This window comes from Amycolatopsis rhabdoformis, from assembly GCF_035918295.1.
Lineage (GTDB): Bacteria > Actinomycetota > Actinomycetes > Mycobacteriales > Pseudonocardiaceae > Amycolatopsis > Amycolatopsis rhabdoformis.
The window spans coordinates 5,717,750-5,740,201 of the sequence record NZ_CP142149.1 but is presented as its reverse complement, the minus strand read 5'-3'; the positions used below and the strand labels follow the sequence as shown (position 1 = coordinate 5,740,201).

Annotated in this window: 5 protein-coding genes; all 5 read left to right on the top strand. The window is 73.2% G+C overall.

Translation table 11 applies throughout. From position 1 onward, the window contains the following. The first annotated feature begins 30 nt into the window (after positions 1-30). The 5 genes from VSH64_RS26390 to VSH64_RS26370 all read left to right on the top strand — a co-directional run bounded on the left by VSH64_RS26390 (position 31) and on the right by VSH64_RS26370 (position 22,003). Complete coding sequence (locus VSH64_RS26390) at positions 31-5,139, top strand: type I polyketide synthase (protein ID WP_326565379.1); 5,109 nt, start codon at positions 31-33, stop codon at positions 5,137-5,139. Next, positions 5,124-9,836 carry a type I polyketide synthase gene (locus VSH64_RS26385; RefSeq protein ID WP_456062104.1) on the top strand — a complete coding sequence of 1,571 codons (4,713 nt, stop codon included), beginning with the start codon at positions 5,124-5,126 and terminating at the stop codon, positions 9,834-9,836. The genes VSH64_RS26390 and VSH64_RS26385 overlap by 16 nt, the downstream gene beginning before the upstream one ends. A gap of 35 nt (positions 9,837-9,871) precedes the next feature. Beyond that, the gene (locus VSH64_RS26380; RefSeq protein ID WP_326565377.1) at positions 9,872-20,098 is read left to right on the top strand and encodes a type I polyketide synthase; all 10,227 of its coding nucleotides are present in this window, start codon (positions 9,872-9,874) and stop codon (positions 20,096-20,098) included. A gap of 154 nt (positions 20,099-20,252) precedes the next feature. Continuing rightward, the gene (locus tag VSH64_RS26375) at positions 20,253-21,176 is read left to right on the top strand and encodes an ATP-binding cassette domain-containing protein (protein ID WP_326565376.1); all 924 of its coding nucleotides are present in this window, start codon (positions 20,253-20,255) and stop codon (positions 21,174-21,176) included. Next, positions 21,176-22,003, top strand: coding sequence for an ABC transporter permease (locus tag VSH64_RS26370; RefSeq protein ID WP_326565375.1), 828 nt, complete (start codon positions 21,176-21,178; stop codon positions 22,001-22,003). The genes VSH64_RS26375 and VSH64_RS26370 overlap by 1 nt, the downstream gene beginning before the upstream one ends. The last annotated feature ends 449 nt before the right edge of the window (positions 22,004-22,452 follow it).

Genomic DNA, 22,452 nt, shown 5'->3' with positions numbered 1-22,452 from the left:
CCCCTTTCCGCGGTTAGGTGGGTCGAATCCGTGAGTACCGAAAGCCCGTCCGGTGAGAACGAGCGAAAACTGCTCGGCTACCTCAAGCGCGCGACGACGGAACTGCGCGACACCAAACGCGCCCTTCAGGAATCGCGTGACCGCGACACCGAGCCCCTGGCGATCGTCGGCACCGCCTGCCGCTTTCCGGGTGGCGTGCGCACCCCCGAAGACCTCTGGCAGCTGGTGGCGACCGGCACCGACGCGATCGGCGAGTTCCCGGCCGACCGAGGCTGGCCGCTCGACACGCTGCACGACCCGACCGGCGAACGCCCCGGCACCACGAACACGCGGGAAGCCGGATTCCTTTACGACGCGGCCGAATTCGACCCGGAGTTCTTCGGCATTTCCCCGCGCGAAGCCCTTTCCATGGACGCGCAGCAGCGGCTCATGCTGGAAACGGCCTGGGAAGCGCTGGAACGCGCGGGAATCGTGCCGGAAACACTGCGCGGCAGCAGCACCGGCGTTTTCGCCGGCGTGATGTACCACGACTACGCGGGCCACGCGGCCGCCGGCAGCGTCGTGTCCGGCCGGGTCGCCTACGCGCTCGGGCTGGAAGGTCCCGCGCTCAGCGTGGACACCGCGTGTTCCTCTTCGCTCGTCGCGCTGCACTGGGCCGGCCAGGCGCTGCGCCGAGGTGACTGCTCGCTCGCGCTCGTCGGCGGCGTCACGGTGATGGCGACACCCGAAACGTTCGTGTACTTCACCGAGCAGCGCGGCCTGTCCGACGACGGCCGTTGCAAGGCCTTCGCCGCCGCGGCCGACGGAACGGGCTGGGGCGAGGGCGCCGGAATGCTGGTGCTGGAGCGGCTTTCCGACGCGGTCCGGCTCGGCCACCCGGTGCTCGCCGTGGTGCGCGGCAGTGCGGTGAACTCCGACGGCGCGTCCAGTGGCCTCACCGTCCCCAATGGACCCGCGCAACAGCGGGTGATCCGCAGCGCGCTCGCGTCCGCCGGGCTCACCACGGCCGACGTCGACCTCGTGGAGGGCCACGGCACGGGTACGAAGCTCGGCGACCCGATCGAAGCGCAGGCCCTGCTGGCCACCTACGGCCAGGACCGCACCGAACCGCTGTGGCTCGGCTCGCTCAAATCCAACCTCGGCCACACGCAGGCCGCGGCCGGCGTCGGCGGCATCATCAAGGTCGTCGAGGCGATCCGCCACGGCGTGCTGCCGAAAACCCTGCACGTGGACGCGCCTTCACCGCACGTCGACTGGGCTTCGGGCGCCGTAGAGCTGCTCACCGAGGCGCGCGAGTGGCCCGAGACCGGCCGGCCGCGGCGCGCGGCGGTGTCGTCGTTCGGCATCAGCGGCACCAACGCCCACGTGATCATCGAGCAGGCCGCTCCGGCCGACGAGCCGGCACCGGGCGTCACCCTGCCGGTGGTGGCGTGGCCGATCTCGGCGGACTCGGCCGACGCGCTCGACGCGCAGGCCGCGCAGCTCGCCGACCGCACCGAAGACGTGGCCGACCTCGGCTTTTCGCTGGCCACCACGCGGTCCACGTTCGACCACCGCGCCGTCGCCGTCGGGGCCGACCGCGCCGAGCTGCTGGCGAGCCTCGCTGCCGGCGGGATCCGCGGCGTCCGCGGCACCGGCCGCACGGCGTTCCTCTTCACTGGCCAGGGCGCGCAGCGGGCCGGGATGGGCCGTGAGCTGCGCGGGTATCCCGTGTTCGCCGCCGCGTTCGACGAAGCTTGCGCGGCCCTCGGCGAGGACCTCACCCCGGCGTTGGACAACGCGGAGCTGCTGGAGCAGACCGGCTACACGCAGCGCGCGCTCTTCGCGTTCGAGGTCGCGGTGTTCCGGCTGCTCGAATCGTGGGGGGTGCGGCCCGACTACCTGGTGGGCCACTCGATCGGCGAGCTGGCCGCGGCGCACGTCGCCGGAATCCTGTCGCTCGAGGATGCGACCACGCTCGTCGCGGCACGCGCGAAGCTGATGCAGGCGTTGCCGGCCGGGGGCGCGATGGTCGCGCTGCAGGCGACCGAGGACGAGGTCACGCCGCACCTGACCGCGCAGGTCAGCATCGCCGCGATCAACGGCCCCGACTCCGTGGTGCTCTCCGGCACCAAAGCCGAAGTGACCGCGGTGGTCGCGCACTTCGCCGGGCGCAAGTCCACGAAGCTCAAGGTCTCGCACGCATTCCACTCGCCGCTGATGGAGCCGATGCTGGCGGAGTTCGCTGCTGTCGCGAAGAAACTGACCTACACGAAGCCGCGCATTCCGATCGTCTCGACCGCCGGCGGCGATCCGTCCACTCCGGACTACTGGGTGCACCAGGTCCCCGCGGCCGTGCGGTTCCACGACGCCGTGCAGACGGCGATCGGCCACGGCGTGACCACGTTCCTCGAGGTCGGCCCGGCCGCGGTGCTCAGCGCGCTGGACACCACGTTCATCCCCGCCCAACGCAAGGGCCGGCCCGAAGCCCACGCGCTGGTCACCGCCGTCGCCACGCTGCACACGCGCGGGGTCGAGGTCGACTGGGCCGCGTTCTACGCCGGCGCCCGCCGCGTCGACCTGCCGACCTACGCGTTCCGCCGCACGCGCTACTGGCTGCCCGCGACCACGGCCTCGGGCGACCCGGCCGAGCACGGTCAGGAGCGCGGTGCGCACCCGATGCTCAGCTCCGTGGTGCGCGTGGCCCACAACGGCACCCTCGTGCTCACCGGTCGCCTGTCGGCCACCGGCTGGATCGCCGACCACGTGGTGCTCGGCTCGACCCTGCTGCCGGGCACCGCGTTCGTCGAGCTGGTGCGCCGCGCCGCCGACGAAGCCGGTTGCGGCACCATCGAAGAGCTCACCTTGGAAGCCCCGCTCGCGTTCGCCGGAGCGACGGGCGCTGCGATCCAGGTCACCGTGGAAGCCGCCGATGAGCACGGCCGCCGCGCCGTCGCCGTGCATTCGCGCACCGACGACGACTGGCTGCGCCACGCGACCGGCTTCGTCACACCGACGGCCGCGGCCCCGGCGTTCGACCTCAGCGCTTGGCCGCCGGCCGGTGCCACCGAGGTGCCGCTCGACGACCCGTACCTCGTGCTCGCCGACCTCGGTTACCACTACGGCGAGGCCTTCCGCGGTCTACGCGCGGTGTGGCGCCACGGCGACGACGTCTACGCCGAGGTCGCGCTGTCGAACGGCGCCGAAGCCCGCGACTACGGCCTGCACCCGGCGTTGTTCGACGCCGCCATGCACGCCCAGCTGCTCGGGCCGGCGCCCGAGGACGGCGCCGCACCGATGCTGCCGTTCGCCTTCTCCGGGGTCACGTTGCACTCGGCCGGGGCCGCCGCGGTCCGCGTGCGCGTGTCGCCGACCGGGCCCGACACCATCACGCTGCAGCTCGCCGACACCACGGGCGCGCCCGTACTCACGGTCGACGCCCTCGCCGCCCGCGCGATCTCCCTCGACAAGCTCACCGCGCGCGACTCCCTGTTCCGCACCACGTGGGAACCGGTCACCCCGGGCGCCGCACTGGACGACGTACGCGTGCTCACACTGTCCACTCCGGACGGGCTCGTGCCCGCCGCCGCCCGCGCGGTCACCCGTGAGGTCCTCGCCGCGGTTCGCGAAACCCTCGACGGCACCGGCCGCCTGGCGGTCGTCACCCGCGGCGCCGTGTCCGTCGCGGGGGAGGACGTCCACCCGGCCCTCGCCACCGCGTGGGGCCTTCTGCGCGCGGCGGAAGCCGAGAACCCGGGCCGGTTCCTGCTGATCGACGGCGACGGCCCGGTCACCGCCGAGCCCGAGCTCGCCTTCCGCGACGGCCAGGCGTACGTGCCCCGCTTCACCGCCGCCACGCCGGAACCCCGTGCGCTCGGGTGGCGCGGCACCGTGCTCATCACCGGCGGCACCGGTGGCCTCGGCGCCGTGGTCGCGCGCCACCTCGTGACCCACCACGGCATCCGCGAACTGCTGCTCACCAGCCGCCGTGGCGCGACCGCGCCGGGCGCCGCCGAGCTGCAGGCCGAGCTCACGGCTCTCGGTGCCCAGGTCGCGATCGAGAGCTGCGACGTCACCGACCCCGCGTCCGTGCGGGAGCTGCTCGCCGGCACGCAGGTGGGCGCCGTGATCCACGCCGCCGGCGTCGCGTCGGCCGGCCGTGTCGAGGCCCTCACCGACGACGAGACCGATCGCGTCTTCGCCCCGAAGGTCGACGGCGCCTGGCACCTGCACAAGCTCGCCGGCGACCTCGACGCCTTCGTTCTGTTCTCCTCCGCCGCGAGCTCGGTGCTCGCCGCCGGCCAAGCGGGCTACGCCGCCGCCAACGCCTTCCTCGACCAGCTCGCCGAACACCGCCGCGCACAGGGCAAACCGGCAATCTCGCTCGCCTGGGGCGCGTGGGCCGAGGACGGCGGCATGGCCGGTGAGCTGACCGCCGCCGACCTGCGCCGCCTGCGCCGGCTCGGCACGCCGCCGATGGCCACCGACGAGGCCCTGGCCCTGCTCGACGCCTGCCTGACCGCCGACGACGCCGTGCTCGCGCTCGTGCGCCTCGACCGCGCAGCGCTGCGCACGCGCCAGGACCTGCCGCCGGTGCTCCGGGGCTTGGTCCGCGCCACCACTCCGAAGCGGGCAGCGCGCTCCGACGGCGCCGTCGCCGCACGGCTGGCCACGGTGCCGGAAGCCGAGCGTGAGGCCTACCTGCTGGAGGTCGTGGCCGAGCAGGTCGCGGCCGTGCTCGGCTTCGCGAGTGCCGCGTCGGTCGAGCCCGGGCGCGCGTTCCAGGAGATGGGGTTCGATTCGCTCACGTCGGTGGAGCTGCGCAACCAGCTCGGTGCGCTGACCGGGCTCAAGCTCACCGCCACGGTCGTGTTCGACCACCCGACCCCGGCCGCGCTCGCGCGCCGGCTCCACGACCTGCTGGGCGAGGGCCGCGGCCCGGCCGACCCGCTGCTGGCCGAGCTCGACCGGCTCGAGGCCCTGCTCACGGGCGCCGCCGGGTCGCTCAACGGCTCGACCGGCAAGGTCACCGCCCGCCTCGACGCGCTCGTGCGCAAGTGGGCGGACGCGCACACCGACCGCGAAACGACCGCCGACCTCGGCGAAGCCACCGACGACGAGCTCTTTGCCGTGCTGGACGACGAATTGGGCATCGGATGAACAGGCAGACCATGAGCAACGAGGACAAGCTCCGCGACTACCTGAAGCGCGCCACCGCGGACCTGCAGCAGGCCCGCCGGCGGGTGCACGAGCTGGAGGCCCGGGACACCGAGCCCATCGCGATCATCGGCATGAGCTGCCGCTACCCCGGTGGCGTGCGCACGCCGGACGACCTGTGGGATGTGGTCGACGAGGGCCGCGACGTGATCGGCGAGTTTCCCGCCGACCGCGGCTGGGACGTCGAAGGCGTGTACGACCCGACGCCCGAGCGGCCCGGCAAGACCTACACCCGGCACGGCGGTTTCCTCTACGACGCCCCGGAGTTCGACGCCGACTTCTTCGGCATCAGCCCCCGCGACGCGCGCCGCGCCGACCCGCAGCAACGCATCCTGCTCGAGGCGTCGTGGGAGGCGTTCGAGCGCGCCGGCCTCGACCCGCACTCGCTCAAGGGCAGCCCGACCGGCGTCTACGCCGGCGTGATGTACCACGACTACAGCGGCGGCAGCCCCGACGGCAGCCTTGTGTCCGGCCAGGTTTCCTACACGCTCGGCCTCGAAGGCCCTTCGGTGTCGGTCGACACGGCGTGCTCGTCTTCGCTGGTCGCGCTGCACCTGGCCGCGCAGGCCCTGCGCCGTGGTGACTGCTCACTCGCTCTCGCTGGTGGGGTCGCCGTGATGGGCACGCCGGAGATGTTCGTGGACTTCTGCAGCCGCCGTGGTCTCGCGGCCGACGGGCGCAGCAAGTCGTTCTCCGACGACGCCGACGGCACGTCGTGGGCCGAGGGCGTGGGGGTGCTCGTGCTGGAGCGGCTGTCCGACGCGCAGCGCAACGGCCACCGCGTGCTCGCGCTGCTGCGCGGCTCGGCGGTGAACCAGGACGGGGCCAGCAATGGTTTCTCCGCGCCCAACGGTCCTTCACAGGTGCGCGTGATCGAGGCGGCGCTGGCCGACGCCGGCCTGTCGGTGTCCGATGTGGACGCCGTGGAGGCGCACGGCACCGGCACCGCGCTCGGTGACCCGATCGAGGCGCAGTCGCTCCTGGAGACCTACGGCCGCCGGACTTCGGGCGAGCCGCTGCTGCTCGGCTCGATCAAGTCGAACATGGGCCACCCGCAGGCCGCCGCGGGTGTCGCGGGTGTGATCAAGATGGTGCAGGCGCTGCGCCACGGGAAGCTTCCGCGCACGATCCACCTGGGCACGCCGTCGAAGCACGTCGACTGGACGTCCGGTGCCGTCGAGCTGCTGGCCGAGCCGCGCGACTGGCCGGAGGTCGCTCGGGCGCGGCGGGGTGCGGTGTCGTCGTTCGGGGTCAGCGGCACCAACGCGCACGTGATCCTGGAGCAGGCACCGGAATCTTCGGTGACCGAGCCGACCGAGGCGTCGGTGTACCCGCTGGTGCTGTCGGCCAAGAACCCGGCCGCGCTGGCCGACACGGCCACGCAGCTGGCGCCGGTCGTGGACACCGGTCTCGCCGGCGTGGCGCACACCCTCGCGACCGGCCGGGCCCGGCTCGACCACCGGGCCGTGGTGCTCGCGCACGATCCGGCCCAGGCCGCGGAAGCGTTGCAGGCGTTCACTTCGCGCCCCGACGTCGTCACCGGCGCCGCGGATGTGCGCGGCAAGACGGTGTTCGTGTTCCCGGGCCAGGGTTCGCAGTGGACCGGGATGGCGACGACGCTGCTCACGCAGTCGCCGGTGTTCGCCGAGCGCATGGCCGAATGCGATGCCGAGCTGCGCAAGTTCACCGACTGGTCGGTGCTGGCGGTGCTCCACGGCGTGCCGGGCACGCCGCCGGCCGACCGCGTGGACGTGGTGCAGCCGATGCTGTGGGCGGTGATGGTGTCGCTGGCCGCGGTGTGGCGCGCGCACGGCGTCGAGCCGGACATGGTCATCGGACACTCGCAGGGCGAAATTGCGGCCGCGACTGTCGCGGGTGCACTGTCGCTTGAGGACGGCGCGCGTGTGGTCGCGCTGCGCAGCAAGGCGATCGGTGAAATCCTCGGCGGCCGCGGTGGCGGGATGCTCGCCGCGGGCCTGGCCGCCACCGACCTCGAATCCCGCTTGAGCGCGTGGGACGGTCGCATTTCCGTCGCCGCTGACAACGGGGCCACGTCGTGCGTGCTTTCGGGCGACGGTGACGCGCTCGACCAGCTGCGCGACCAGCTCGTGGCCGACGGCCTGCGCGCCAAGCGGGTGCCGGTGGACTACGCGTCGCACTCCGCGCACGTCGAGCACCTCGCCGACCGGCTGCTGGCCGACCTCGGCCCGATCCGGCCGCGCCGCGGTGAGGTCGCGATGACCTCGACGGTCACGGTCGAACCGGTCGAAGACGCCACTGTGGACGCCGCCTACTGGTTCGCCAACCTGCGCCGGACCGTCCGCTTCGCGCCGGTCGTCGCGCAGCTCGCCGCCGCCGGCTACACGCGGTTCGTGGAGATCAGCCCGCACCCGGTGCTGACCATGAGCATCCAGGAGACCCTCGACGAGACCGGCCACGCCGGCGCCGTCGCCGGGACCCTGCGCCGCGACGAAGGCGACCTGACGCGCTTCGCGACCTCGCTCGCCGAGTACTGGGTGCGTGGCGGCTCGGTCGACTGGCCGTCGCTGCTGCCGGCGGCCGGGATCGTCGACCTGCCGACCTATCCGTTCCAGCACAAGCGCTTCTGGCTCGAGAACGAAGCCCCGGCCCAGCCGGCCGCGCCGGTCGCCGACCAGGAGTTCTGGCACGACATCGCCGGGGGTGACGTCGACGCGCTCGCGACCCGGCTCGGTGTCGACCCGCAGCCGCTCGCCGAGGTCGTGCCCGCGCTGGCCGCGTGGCACGGTCGCCGCACCGAACTGTCCACGGTGGACTCCTGGCGTTACCGCGTGTCGTGGACACCGCTCGGCGGCGTCACGAGCGGCCTCGTCGGCACGTGGCTGGTCGTGGCCAACGCCGGTGACACCGAGCTGGCCGACGCGCTGGCCGACCAGGGCGACGTCGTCCGGGTGTTCGCCGACCGCGGCGACGACCTCACGGCCCTGATCACCGAAGCCACGGCGTTGCGGCCCTTCGACGGCGTGCTCTCGCTGCTCGCCCTCGGCGCCGAAAACCCCGTGCTCACCACGATCGCTTTGCTGCAAGCCCTCGGCGACGTCGACGCGCCGGTCTGGGTCGTGACCCAGGGTGCCGTCGCGGTCGACGCGTTCGCCGACGCCGACCCGGCCGTCGCGATGGTGTGGGGCCTCGGCACCGTCGCCGCGCTCGACCGGCCCGGCACCTGGGGTGGTCTGGTCGACCTGAACGGCCCCGGTGACGCCGCGAAGCTCGCCGCCGTGGTGTCCGGAGTGGACAACGAGGACCAGGTCGCGATCCGGCCGTCCGGCGTGTTCGCCAAGCGCCTGACGCACGCACCGCTCACCGGCGACGCTCCCGAGTGGACTCCGCGCGGCACCGTGCTCATCACCGGCGGCACGGGCGCGGTCGGCGCGCACGTCGCCCGCTGGCTCGCCGCGCGTGGCGCCGAACACCTCGTGCTCACCAGCCGCCGTGGCCTCGACGCCGAGGGCGCGCGCGAGCTGGTCGACGAGCTGTCCGGCACGCGCGTGACCGTCGCGGCGTGCGACGTCACCGACGCGCAAGCGCTTGCGGCCCTGCTCGAAGCCCATCCGCCGACGGCCGTCGTGCACGCCGCCGGCGTGCTCACCCACGAGCCCGCACTCGACGACGTGACGCCCGAGCAGTTCACCGCCGCGCTGCACGCCAAGGTCACGGGCGCGGCCCTGCTCGACGAGCTGCTCGGCGACACCGCGCTCGACGCGTTCGTGCTGATGTCCTCGGGCGCGGCGGTGTGGGGCACGAGCGGCCAGCCCGCGTACGCCGCCGGCAACGCCTACCTCGACGCCTTGGCCCGCCGTCGGCGCGCGCACGGCCGCACCGCCACTGCCGTCGCGTGGGGTTCCTGGGGTGGCGGAGGCATGGTCGACGCCGAGGCGAGCGACCTGCTGCGCCGCATGGGCCTGGCCGAAATGGCGCCGAGCCTGGCCGTCGAAGCCCTCGGCCAAGCCCTCGCGCACGACGAGACGCACCTGGTCGTGGCCGACATCGACTGGGCCGCGTTCGCGCCCGTCTACCAGCTCGCCCGGCCCCGCCCGCTGTTGCGCGCGCTGCCCGAGGTCACGGCCGACGAAGCGCCGGTCGAGGCCACCGGCGACCTGGCGGGCAAGCTCGCCGGTCTCACCGCGCCTGAGCAGCGCCGCACGCTGCTCGACCTGGTGCGCGGCGAGGTCTCGGCCGTCGCCGGCTACGACGGTGCCGGTTCGGTCGAGCCGGCGCGCGCGTTCAAGGAGCTCGGGTTCGACTCGGTGACCGCCGTGGACCTGCGCAACCGGCTCGGCGCCACCACGGGCCTGAAGCTGCCGGCGACCGTCGCGTTCGACCACGTGAACCCGCAGGCGCTCGCCGAACACCTGTGGACGCAGCTGTGCGAAGGCGAGGCCGAGGTGCCGCTCGAAGTCGAGCTGGACCGGCTGGAGGCCGTGGCCGCTTCGCTCGACGCCGCGGAGATCGACCGGTCGCGCATCGTCGCGCGGCTGCAGGCGATGGTCACCACCCTGCACAAGACGCTGGCCGGCACCGGCGGCGGCGCGGAAGCCGCGTTGGCCGCCGCGACCACCGACGAGCTGTTCGCCTTCATCGACAACGAGCTCGGCGCCTGACACCCGCCCACCGCAGCGACAAGAGGAATCTGGCGATGACTGACGAAAACAAGCTGGTCGACTACCTCAAGCGGGTGACCGCCAACCTCCAGGAGACGCGCGAGCGGCTGCGTGAGGTCGAGGCCGCCGGCGCCGAACCGATCGCGATCGTGGCGATGGGCTGCCGCTACCCCGGCGACGTCCGCTCGCCCGAGGACCTGTGGCGCCTGGTGGCCGAGGGCCGCGACGCCATCGGCGGGTTCCCGGCCGACCGCGGCTGGAACCTGGACACACTCTTCGACGCCGACCCCGACAGCCCCGGCACGAGCTACGTGAGCGAAGGCGGCTTCGTGCCCGACGCCGGCGAGTTCGACGCGCCGTTCTTCGGGATCTCGCCGCGTGAGGCGCTGGCCATGGACCCGCAGCAGCGGATCGTGCTGGAGTTGGCATGGGAGACGTTCGAACGCGCCGGCATCGCGCCGCATTCGCTGGCGAAGCAGCAGGTCGGCGTGTTCGTGGGCAGTGGCGGCCAGGACTACTACGACGAGCTGCCGGCCTCGGTGCTCGCCGGTGAGGTCGAGGATTACCTCAGCACCGGCAACGCCGGCTCGGTGATCTCGGGCCGCATCGCCTACGCGCTGGGCCTGGAGGGCCCGGCCGTCACCATCGACTCGGCGTGCTCGTCTTCGCTGGTCGCGCTGCACCTGGCCGTGCAGTCGCTGCGGCAGCGGGACTGCTCGCTGGCGCTGGCCGGCGGCGTGATGATCATGTCGCGGCCCGGCCCGTTCCTTGCGTTCAGCCGCCAGCGCGGCCTCGCCGCCGACGGCCGCTGCAAGGCGTTCTCCGACAGCGCCGACGGCACCGGCTGGGCCGAGGGCGCCGGTACCCTGCTGCTGGAACGCCTTTCCGACGCTCGCCGCAACGGTCACCCGGTGCTCGCCGTGGTGCGCGGCTCCGCGGTGAACTCCGACGGCGCGTCCAACGGCCTCACCGCCCCCAACGGGCCCTCGCAGCAGCGCGTGATCCGGCAGGCGCTGGCCAACGCGCAGCTCTCGGCGTCCGAAGTGGACGCGGTCGAGGGCCACGGCACCGGCACCACGCTGGGCGACCCGATCGAAGCGCAGGCCGTGCTGGCCACCTACGGCCAGGACCGGCCGGCGGGCAAGCCGTTGTGGCTGGGCTCGATCAAGTCGAACATCGGCCACGCGCAGGCGGCGGCCGGCGTCGGTGGCGTGATCAAGGTGGTCGAGGCGCTGCGCCACGGCCTGCTGCCGAAGACGCTGCACGTCACCGAGCCGTCGACCGAGGTCGACTGGGCTTCCGGCGATGTCGAGCTGCTGACCGAGGCTCGGGCGTGGGCCTCGGAAGGACGACCGCGCCGGGCCGGGATCTCGTCGTTCGGCGTGAGCGGCACCAACGCGCACGTGATCGTGGAGGAAGCGCCGGAGCCGGAAGCGGCCGACGTGGTTTCGCCGAGCTGGCCTCTCGGTGTTCCGGTGCCGATGCCGGTGGCCGGACACGGTGCGGCTGCGCTGGCGGCGCAAGCTTCACGTTTGTCCGAAGTGGATGGCGTCTCGGCGCTGGATCTCGGGTTGTCGCTGGCCACCTCGCGGTCGCCGCTGTCGCACCGGGCCGTGGTGCTGGCCGACGACCACGCGGGCGCGATCGCCGCGCTGGCGGCGGGGCAGACCGCGCCGGGCCTGATCACGGCCCCGCAGGCCGAGGGACAGACCGCGTTCCTGTTCTCCGGTCAGGGCGCGCAGCGCGCCGGGATGGGCGCCGAGCTGGCGGCCGCGTTCCCGGTGTTCGCGGCGGCCTTCGACGAGGTGTGCGCGGAGCTGGACCAGCACCTCGACCGGCCGCTCAAGACGGTGGTGGTCGAGAAGCCGCGGCTGATCAACCAGACCGGGTACACGCAGCCGGCGTTGTTCGCGATCGAGGTCGCGCTGTTCCGGCTGCTGCGGTCGTGGGGGATCAAGCCCGACTACCTGCTCGGCCACTCGATCGGTGAGCTGGCCGCCGCGCACGTGTCCGGAATCCTGTCGCTGGCCGACGCGGCCACGCTGGTCGCCGCTCGCGCGAAACTGATGCAGGCGCTGCCGGCCGGCGGCGCGATGGTTGCCTTGCAGGCGACTGAGGACGAGGTCACGCCGCACCTGACCGCGGACGTGAGCATTGCCGCCATCAACGGTCCGGACTCCGTGGTGCTCTCGGGGACCGAGGACGCCGTCGCGGCCGTGGTCGCGCAGTTCGCCGGGCGCAAGTCTTCGAAGCTCAAGGTCTCGCACGCGTTCCACTCGCCGCTGATGGAGCCGATGCTCGCCGAGTTCCGCGCGGTGGCCGCCGGATTGACCTACGGCACGCCGGAGATCCCGATCGTCTCGACCGTCGGCCCTGATGTCGACATGTCCACTCCGGACTACTGGGTCGGCCAGGTCCGCGCGGCGGTCCGGTTCCACGCCGGGATCGCCACGCTGACCTCCCACGGCGTCGGCCGGTTCGTCGAGGTCGGGCCCGACGGCGTGCTGTCCGCGCTGGTCCGCCGGACGAGTACCGCCACCGTGGTGCCGGTGCTGCGCAAGGACCGTCCCGAGCCGCAGGCCGCGCTCACGGCGCTGGCCGAGCTGTACGTGAGCGGTCTCGAGCCCGACTGGGCCTCGGTCTTCGCCGACCGTGGCGCGCAGCGCGTCGACCTGCCGCCGTATGCGTTCCAGCGCAAGCGCTACTGGCTCGCCGCGCGCGCCAACCGCGACGAGATCACCGGTGCCGGCCTCCGTTCGGTGGGGCACCCGTTGCTCGGCGCGGCCGTCGCGCTCGCCGGCAGCGACGGGGTCGTGCTCACCGGGCGGCTCGCCGTCGAGACGCACCCGTGGCTGGCCGAGCACCGCCTCGGCGACGTGGTGGCCGTGCCCGGCACCGCGTTCCTCGAGCTGGTCGTGCACGCCGGCGACCAGGTCGGCGCCGGCCGCATCGACGAGCTCACGCTCGGCAGCCCGCTGGTCCTGCCGGCTCGCGGTGGTGTTCAGGTGCAGGTGACGGTGGGTGCCGCGGGGGAGCACGACGTCCGCCCGGTCACCGTCCACTCGCGACCGGAGGAAGGTACCGAGTGGACGCTGCACGCGTCCGGCACCGTTGCCCCGCAGTCGCCTCGCGGCGGAACCGCGCTCACCGAGTGGCCGCCGGCCGGCGCCGAACCGGTCGCGATCGACGGCCTCTACGACGACTTCGCCGACACCGGCTTGACCTATGGCCCGCTCTTCCGCTCGCTGCGCGCCGTGTGGCAGCGCGGGCGCGAGGTGTTCGCCGAGGTCACGCTGCCGGAAGACAGCGACGCAGGCCGGTTCGGCCTGCACCCGGCCGCACTCGACGCCTGCACCCACGCCCTGCGCGTGGCCGGCGGCGGCGACGGTGGGGTCGGCCGCGTGCCGTTCTGCTGGACCGGAGTCGAGCTGCACGCCACCGGCGCGGCCTCGCTGCGGGTGCGTTTCACGCCGACCACCGACGACGGCTTCGAAGTCGTGCTCGCCGACGCCACGGGCGCACCGGTGGCGACCGTCGCCGAGACGGTGTTCCGCGCGTTCACCACGCCCGTCGCGACCGAGCAGGCGGCGCCGCTCTACCGCGTGGAGTGGCAGCGCGTAGCGGAGTCCGAAGTGGACGCGTCCGGGCTCGAGGTCTTCGACGCCACCGGCGCCGGCGACGCGCACGAGGCGACCCACCGCGTGCTCGCCGCGCTGCGGACCTGGCTCGCCGAGCCGCACGAGGACCACGAACGCCTGGTTGTCGTCACCCGCGGCGCGGTGGCGGCCGGCGGCGATGTCACGGACCTCGCCGCGTCCGCCGTGTGGGGGCTCGTGCGCTCGGCGCAGGAGGAGAACCCGGATTCGGTCCTGCTGCTCGACCTCGACCCTCAGGACACCGCTGAAGCCGCCGACGTGCTGCCGCGGGTGCTGGCTTCGGGTGAACCTCAGGTCGCCGTCCGTCTCGGCGTGCTCCTCGCGCCCCGGCTCGTGCGCACCGCGCCGGAGCTGGAGCGGCCGTACTTCTGCCCGCACGGCACGGTGCTGATCACCGGCGCGTCCGGCGCGCTGGGCGGCAAGCTCGCGCGCCACCTCGCTGCCGAACACGGCGTGCGCCGGCTGCTGCTGGTGAGCCGCCGGACCACGCCCGAGCTGGAACAGCTCGCCACCGACCTGCGGGAACTCGACGTGGACGTGCGGCTCGCGCGCTGCGACGTCGCCGACCGCGTGGCGCTGGCCGAGGTGCTCGCGGCCATCCCGGCCGAAAACCCGCTGACCGCCGTGGTCCACGCGGCCGGGGTGCTCGACGACGGTGTGGTCACCGCATTGACGCCGGAGCGCGTCGACACCGTGCTCGCGCCCAAGGTCGACGGCGCGCTCAACCTGCACGAGCTGACTCGCGACACCGCTCTCTCGGCGTTCGTGCTGTTCTCCTCGGTCTCGGGGGTGCTCGGCGCGCCGGGCCAAGGCAGTTACGCCGCCGCCAACGCGTTCCTCGACGCGCTGGCCGCCCACCGCGTCGCGCACGGCCTGCCGGGCCTGTCGCTCGACTGGGGCCTGTGGGGCGAGGTCGGCGGCATGGGCGGCACGCTCACCCAGGAGGAGGTGACGCGGCTCGCGTCGAGCGGCATCGTGCCACTGTCCACTGCGGACGGTCTCGCGCTGTTCGACCGGGCGCTCGCCGTGCGGCAGCCGACCGTGGTCCCGGCGAAGCTCGACCTGCCGGCGCTGCGCAAGCTCGACCGGATCCCACGCACGCTGGACCAGCTCGTCGGTTCGACCCGGCGCGTGGCGGCGACGGCCGAGACCACGGTGGATTCCTTCGCGGGCCGCCTGCTGCGACTGCCGGAGGAAGACCGTCGCGACGCCGTGCTGGAGCTGGTGCGCGGCCACGCCGCCACCGTGCTCGGCTACGGCGGTGCGCACGAAATCGAGCCCACGGCCCAGTTCCAGTCGCTCGGGTTCGACTCGCTCACCGCGATCGAGCTGCGCAACGGCCTCACCGCGGCCACCGGCCAGCGGCTGCCGGCCACGCTCATCTTCGACCACCCGACGCCGGCCGCGCTGGCCGCGCACCTGCTCGGCGAGCTGGCGGGCACGGCCGAAGAAGTCGTGGCGGTCACGGCCGGTGCGTCCGACGAACCCATCGCCATCGTCGGCATGGCCTGCCGTCTGCCGGGCGGGGTGACCTCGCCCGAGCAGCTGTGGGAGCTGGTGGCCGAGGGCCGCGACGCCATCGGCGATTTCCCGGCCGACCGCGGCTGGGACGTCGCCGGCCTGCTCGACCCGACCGGCCGTCGCCCCGGCACCACCTACGTGGCGCGCGGCGGGTTCGTGTACGACGCGGGTGACTTCGACGCGACGTTCTTCGGCGTCTCGCCGAAGGAAGCGCCGGCCATCGACCCGCAGCAGCGGCTGCTGCTCGAAGCGTCGTGGGAGGCGCTGGAGCGCGCCGGCATCGACCCGGTGTCGCTCAAGGGCAGCCCGACCGGCGTGTACGCGGGCGTGCAGTACCACGACTACGTGGGCGCCAACAGCGCCGGCTCGATCGTGACCGGGCGCGTTTCCTACACGCTCGGGCTGGAAGGCCCCTCGGTGAGCATCGACACCGCGTGCTCGTCTTCGCTGGTCGCTATGCACATGGCGGCCCAGGCCCTGCGCGGCGGCGACTGCTCGCTCGCACTGGCCGGCGGTGTCACGGTGATGGCGACGCCGGAGACGTTCGTGGAGTTCAGCCGCCAGCAGGGGCTCGCGGCCGACGGCCGGTGCAAGGTGTTCTCCGACGACGCCGACGGCACCACCTGGTCCGAGGGCGTCGGCGTGCTGGTGCTCGAACGCCTCGCCGACGCGCGGGCCAACGGGCACCCGGTGCTCGCGGTGCTGAAGGGCAGCGCGGTCAACCAGGACGGCACCTCCAACGGCCTCACCGCGCCCAACGGTCCCGCGCAGCAGCGCGTGATCCGCGCGGCGCTGGCCGACGCCGGCCTCGAACCGTCCGAAGTGGACGCGGTCGAGGCGCACGGCACCGGTACCAAGCTCGGTGACCCGATCGAGGTCCAGGCGCTGCTGGCGACCTACGGCACGCAGACGTCGGTCGAGCGTCCGCTGTGGATCGGCTCGGTGAAGTCGAACATCGGCCACACGCAGGCCGCGGCCGGTGCGGCCGGGGTGATCAAGATGGTGCTGGCGATGCAGCACGGTGAGCTGCCCGCGACGCTGCACGTCGGCCGGCCCTCGACCGAGATCGACTGGTCGACCGGTGCGGTCCGGGCGCTGGTCGAGCCGGTGAAGTGGCTGCCGAACGGACACACGCGCCGCGCCGGCGTCTCGTCGTTCGGCGTGAGCGGCACCAACGCGCACGTGATCCTGGAGGAAGGCGACCGGCGTGAGGTGGTGTCCGGCGGCGTGCCGGAGCACGACGGACCGGTCGCGTGGCCGGTGTCCGGCCGTGGCGCGGCCGCGCTGCGGGCGCAGGCCGAGCAGTTGATGTCCTATGTGGACGAGGAGCCGGACGGCAGCCTCGCCGACATCGGCCTGGCGCTGGCCACCACGCGCAGCGCGTTCGACCGCCGGGCGGTGCTGATCGGCAGCCGGTCGCCGCAGTTCGTGCGGGGTCTCGCGGCGCTGGTCGACGAGGAAGAGGCGCGCGGGGTCGTCAGCGGGGTCACGACCTCGGGGCGCACGGCGTTCCTGTTCGCGGGCCAGGGTTCGCAGCGCGTGGGCATGGGACAGCGGCTCGCGGAGCAGCAGCCGGTGTTCGCCGCCGCGTACGAAGAGGTGTGCGCGGAGCTGGACCGGCACCTCGATCGGCCGATCCGTGCGGTGATCGACAGCGGCGAGGCGCTCGACGACACGCGCTACACGCAGCCGGCGCTGTTCGCGCTGGAGGTCGCGTTGTTCCGATTGGTCCGGTCGTGGGGCGTGAAGCCCGACGTGCTGGCCGGCCACTCGATCGGCGAGCTCGCCGCGGCCCACTGCGCCGGCGTGCTTTCGCTGGCTGACGCAGCCAAGCTGGTGGTCGCCCGCGGTGCGTTGATGCAGGCGTTGCCGGCGGGCGGCGCGATGGTCGCGATCGACGCGACGCCGGACGCGGTGCTCGAAGCCGCCGCCGGCACGGTCGATCTCGCCGCGGTGAACGGCCCGAGTTCGGTGGTGATCTCCGGCGCGGCCGACGCCGTGGCCGCGGTGGCGGCGAAGTTCGAGCGCACCAAGCAGCTGCGGGTCTCGCACGCGTTCCACTCGCGACTGATGGACCCGATGCTCGCGGAGTTCCGTGCGGTCGCGGAAGGACTGACCTACGCCGAGCCGCGGATCCCGGTGATCTCGACGGTGACCGGCGAGCCGGCGGACCTCACGTCGCCGGAGTACTGGGTTCGGCAGGTCCGGGAAGGTGTCCGGTTCTTCGACGCGGTGACCCGCGCGGCCGCCGACGGCGCCTCGCGGTTCCTCGAACTCGGCCCGGACACCACGCTCACCGCCATGGCCACCGCGTGCCTCGACGACCGGCCGGACGGTCTGGTGCTCACGGCGTTGCTGCACAAGGACCAGGACGAAGCCGTGACCGCGCTGACCGGGCTGGCCCGGCTGCACGTGAGCGGCCTCGACGTGGACTGGGCCGCCGTCTACGAGCCGACCGGCGCTCGCCCGGTCGCGCTGCCGACCTATCCGTTCCAGCGGCAGCGCTACTGGCTGGAGAGCACCGCTTCGGCGGCCGCGCAGGAAGACCACCCGCTGCTCGGCTCGGCGCTCGAACTGGCCGACGCCGGCGGGCTGCTGTTCTCCGGACGCGTGTCGGTGGGCACGCAGCCGTGGCTGGCCGACCACGTCGTCGGCGGCGCGATCCTCTTCCCCGGCACCGGGTTCGTCGAGATGGCGATCCGCGCCGGCGACGAGGCCGGGTGCCCGCGCCTCGACGAGCTGACGCTGGAGTACCCGCTGGTGGTGCCCGAGCGCAGCGGCGTGCGCGTGCAGTTCGCCCTCACCGCACCGGACGGCACCGGCACGCGGACGTTCACCGTCCACTCGCGCCCGGAAGGGGACGGCACGCCGTGGACGCGGCACGCCACCGGCCGGCTCGCGAAGGCGGACAAGGCCGGCAAGTTCGACCTGGGCCCGTGGCCGCCGGCAGCCGAGCAGGTGCGGCTCGACGGCACCTACGAGGAGCTGGCGTCCGACGGTCTCGAGTACGGGCCGGCGTTCCGCGGTCTCGTGGCGGCGTGGAAACACGACGGCGAGGCGTTCGCCGAGATCCAGCTGCCCGCTTCGGTGTCCGAAGTGGACCGGTACGGCATCCACCCGGCTGTGCTCGACGCGGCCCTGCACACGATCGGCGTGTCGGGAGCGCTCGGCACCGAGCCGATGCTGCCGTTCGCGTGGGAAGGCGTGCGGCTGCACGCGGTCGGCGCGACCACGCTGCGGGTGCACGTGAAGCCGATCGGCACCGGGGCCGTGGCCCTGGACATCGCCGACGGCACGGGCGCGCCGGTCGTCTCGGTCGAATCGCTGCTGCTGCGCCCGATGTCGGCGGTGCCGCAGGCGGCCGAGCCGACGGGCGGCGACTCGCTGTTCCGCGTGGCCTGGGAACCGGCGGAGCTCGACGCCGTCGCCGAGGTCACCGACTGGACCGTGGTCGGGCCGGATCCGTTCGGCCTGGCCTGTGAGCTCGGCGCGCGGACCACAGCGGACTTCGCCGACGCGTCGGGCCTGCTCGTGTTGTCCGCGGGCGGCGACGACGTGCACACCGAACTGCACCGCGTGCTCGGGCTCCTGCAGGAGTTCCTGGCGCAGCCGGACGGTTCGCTGGTCGTGGTCACGCGCGGCGCGGTCGCCACGGAGCTGGGCGAGAACCCGGATCCGGTCGGCGCGGCCGTGGCCGGGCTGGTGCGCTCGGCGCAGGCCGAGCACCCGGACCGCGTCACGCTCGTGGACCTCGGCACCGGCACGCCGACCGGGCGCACGCTGGCGGCGGTGTCCGCTTCGGACGAACCGCAGGTCGCCTTGCGGACCGGTTCAGTGCTCGTGCCGCGGCTGCGCCGGGCTAGCGACGCGGCGGCCGCACCCGTCTGGCGAGCCGAGGGCACGGTGCTCGTCACCGGCGCCACCGGCGCGCTGGGCAGCGCCGTGGCGCGGCACCTGGTGACCGAACACGATGTGCGCAGCCTGCTGCTCGTCAGCCGCCGCGGTGGGGACGCGCCCGGCGCCGCGGAACTGCGCGACGAACTGACCGGCCTGGGTGCCGACGTCACGCTCGCCGCCTGCGACGTGGCCGACCGTGCCGCCGTTTCCCAGCTGCTGCAGGGGGTCGATCTGCAGGCTGTGGTGCACGCGGCCGGTGTGCTCGACGACGGCGTGCTCACCTCGCTCACGCCGGAGCGGCTCGACACGGTGCTGCGGCCCAAGGTCGACGCCGCCGTGACCCTGCACGAGCTGACCCGCGACGCGGACCTCACCGCGTTCGTGCTGTTCTCCTCGGCCGCCGGCGTGCTCGGCGCACCGGGCCAGGGCAGCTACGCGGCGGCGAACGCCTACCTCGACGCGCTGGCGGCCCGCCGCCGTGCCGAAGGACTTGCCGGCACTTCACTCGCGTGGGGCCTGTGGGAAGGCGGCATGGGCGACGCGGTGCAGGACGCCGACGCGCACCGCATCGGCGAGACCGGCATCACCGCTTTGTCCACTGAGGACGGTCTACGGTTGCTCGACGCGGCGGCGGGCTCGGCGGAACCGCTGCTGGTGCCGATCGCGCTCGACCCGCGAGTGCTCGCGGCTTCGAGCGTCGACGATCTGCCGGCCGTGTTGCGGGAGTTCGCCGACGCACCGGGCCGGCGGGCGGCGCAGGACTCGGCGGGCGACTCGGAGTCGTTGGCGCAGAAGCTTTCGGCGCTCCCGGTGGCCAAGCGCGTGCCGACCGTGCTCACCCTGGTGCGCACCCACGCGGCCGCACTGCTCGGTCACGCCGGGCCGGAGGCGGTGGAGGCGGACCGTTCGTTCAACGAGGTGGGCTTCGACTCGTTGTCCGCCACCGGGTTCCGCAACAAGCTGAGCCTCGTGACGGGGCTGAAGCTGCCGGTGAGCCTCATCTTCGACTACCCGACGCCGCGGATCCTCGCCGAGCACCTCGTCGGCGAGCTGGCGCCTCAGGCCGCGGAAGCCGTTGTCGTGGCGGTAGAAGAGGACGAGCAGCCGGCCGTGGCCGCGTCGGCGATCGACGAGCTCGACGCCGACGCCCTCATCAGCCTGGCGATCGGGGGTGGCGACGACGACTAGCCACAGTCGACCCCTAACCCGGCCCGACCCGGCCATTATTGCCGCTGCCGCGGCGCCTGCGGTCCACTGGTGCGGACAGTTCACCGGGGCTCCTGGCCGGTATCCGAGCGAGACACCCGTTTTCGATCTTGACCCGAACGAGGAGAGGTAACCGATGGTCACCGGCTACGCAATAGAAGCACGGGGGCTGCGCAAGTCCTATGGCGATGTCGACGTGCTGGAGAGCGTCGACCTCAGCGTGGAGCGGGGCACCATGTTCGCGCTCCTGGGCCCCAACGGCGCCGGCAAGACCACGACCGTGCGGATCCTCAGCACGCTCCTGGAGGCCGACGGCGGCACCGTGTCCGTGAACGGGCACGACCTCGCCGGCCCGAAGCGCAAGGTGCGCGAGCAGATCGGCCTGACCGGGCAGGACACGGCGGTCGACGAGCTGCTCACCGGGCGCGAGAACCTCGAGATGATGGCCCGGCTGTTCCACCTGCCGGCCGCCGAGGCGAAGTCGCGCGCCACCGAGCTGCTCGCGCAGTTCGACCTGGTGGACGCGGCCACGCGGCAGGTCAAGACGTACTCCGGCGGGATGCGCCGCCGGCTCGACCTGGCGATCAGCCTCATCACCTCGCCGCCGGTGCTGTTCCTCGACGAGCCCACCACGGGCCTCGACCCGCGCAGCCGCTCGGCGATGTGGGACGCGATCCGCAAGCTCCTCGACGGCGGCACCACCATCCTGCTCACCACGCAGTACCTCGAAGAGGCCGACCAGCTCGCCGACCGCATCGCGGTGATCGACAAGGGCCGCGTCGTCGCCGAGGGCACGGCGGCCGAGCTCAAGCGCACGGTCGGCACCGAACGCCTCAAGCTCACCTTCGCCACGCCGCTCGAGGCCGAGCGCGCGCACACCGTGGTCGGCGGGGTGGTGCTGGCGGAGACGCTGAGCGTCGCCATCGACCAGCCCACTCAGGTCCGGCGGGTGCTCAACCAGATCGCCGACGCGGGCCTCGAGACCACGCGTCTCGAACTCTCCGAACCGACCCTCGACGACGTGTTCCACACCCTTACCTCAACCGCGGGAGAGAAGTGATGACCCAGACCCTGTCGCGGGAGACGGAGGGGACGCAGATCCCCGCCACTCCCACCCGTTCGGCGCTGGCGCTCGCGGTGTCCGACTACCGGGTGCTGATCGGGCGCAACATCAAGCACATCACCCGCAACCCCGAGATGCTGATCCAGGCGGTGTCCCTGCCGATCGTCCTGCTGCTGCTCTTCCGCTTCATGTTCGGCGGCGCGATCAACCTGCCCGGCATGGCCTACATCGACTACCTCGTGCCCGGCCTGGTCGTGGTCAGCATCGGCTTCAACTCCACGTCCACTGTGGTCGGTGTCGCCGCCGACCTCACCAACGGTCTCGTCGAACGCTTCCGCTCCATGCCGATGGCCGGCTCGGCCGTGCTGGTCGGGCACGTGGTCTCCGGCGTGCTGCGCAGCGTGATCTCCCTGGTGGTCATGGTGGCCGTCGGCCTCGCGATCGGCTTCCGCCCCGGCGGCGGCGTGCTCGGCTGGCTCGGCGCGGTCGGCCTGCTCGTGTTGTTCGCGGCCGGCGTCTTCTGGCTGGCCACCCTGCTCGGCACGATCGCCAAGACGATCGAGGGCGCGAGCGGGCTGGGCATGATCCTGGTGTTCATCCCCTACGCCACCAGCGCGCTCGTGCCCACCGCGTCGATGCCCGGCGTCCTGCGGGTCATCGTCGACAACCAGCCGGTGACCGTCCTGATCGACGCGGCCCGGGCCCTGATGAACGGCTTGCCGCTGGGCTCCACGGGCTGGCTCGCCCTCGCCTGGTGGGTACCGATCACGGTCCTCGCGGCGTGGTTCACGGTGCGCAAGTACCACCAGCGCGCCGCCGTGTGAGGTTCGCCTGGTTCGAGAGGCGGTCCGCCATTCGGCGGGCCGCCTTTTGGCCGTGCTTTAGATGCCCCGGGCACGCTGGGTGCAGCCAAGACCAGCGCGTGAAGTGAGGTGGCCCCCGTGATGCCGACCCGCATCGACGAAATGCCGGTGGATGTGCTCGACGTGTGGCTTGCCCCGTTGGCTGATGATCCGGCTGGAGCTGTGGCTTTTCTCGCGGAGGTGACCGATCGGGTCTCTCGCCGGCGTCGGGGTGGGCGGGTGCTGGTGGTCGGTGGGGGGCCGGTTGCGGATGCGTTGGCTGGGGAGGACTACTCGGTGAGTGTGTCTTCGGCGGAGCTCGGCCGGGTCGATTGTGTGTATGCCGGCGGGGATGTGTTGGCGAGGTTGGGGTCGCAGGCGGAGCAGGTGCGGGCTGTGCGGCGGTGGGCTTCGGTGCTGAGGCCGGGTGG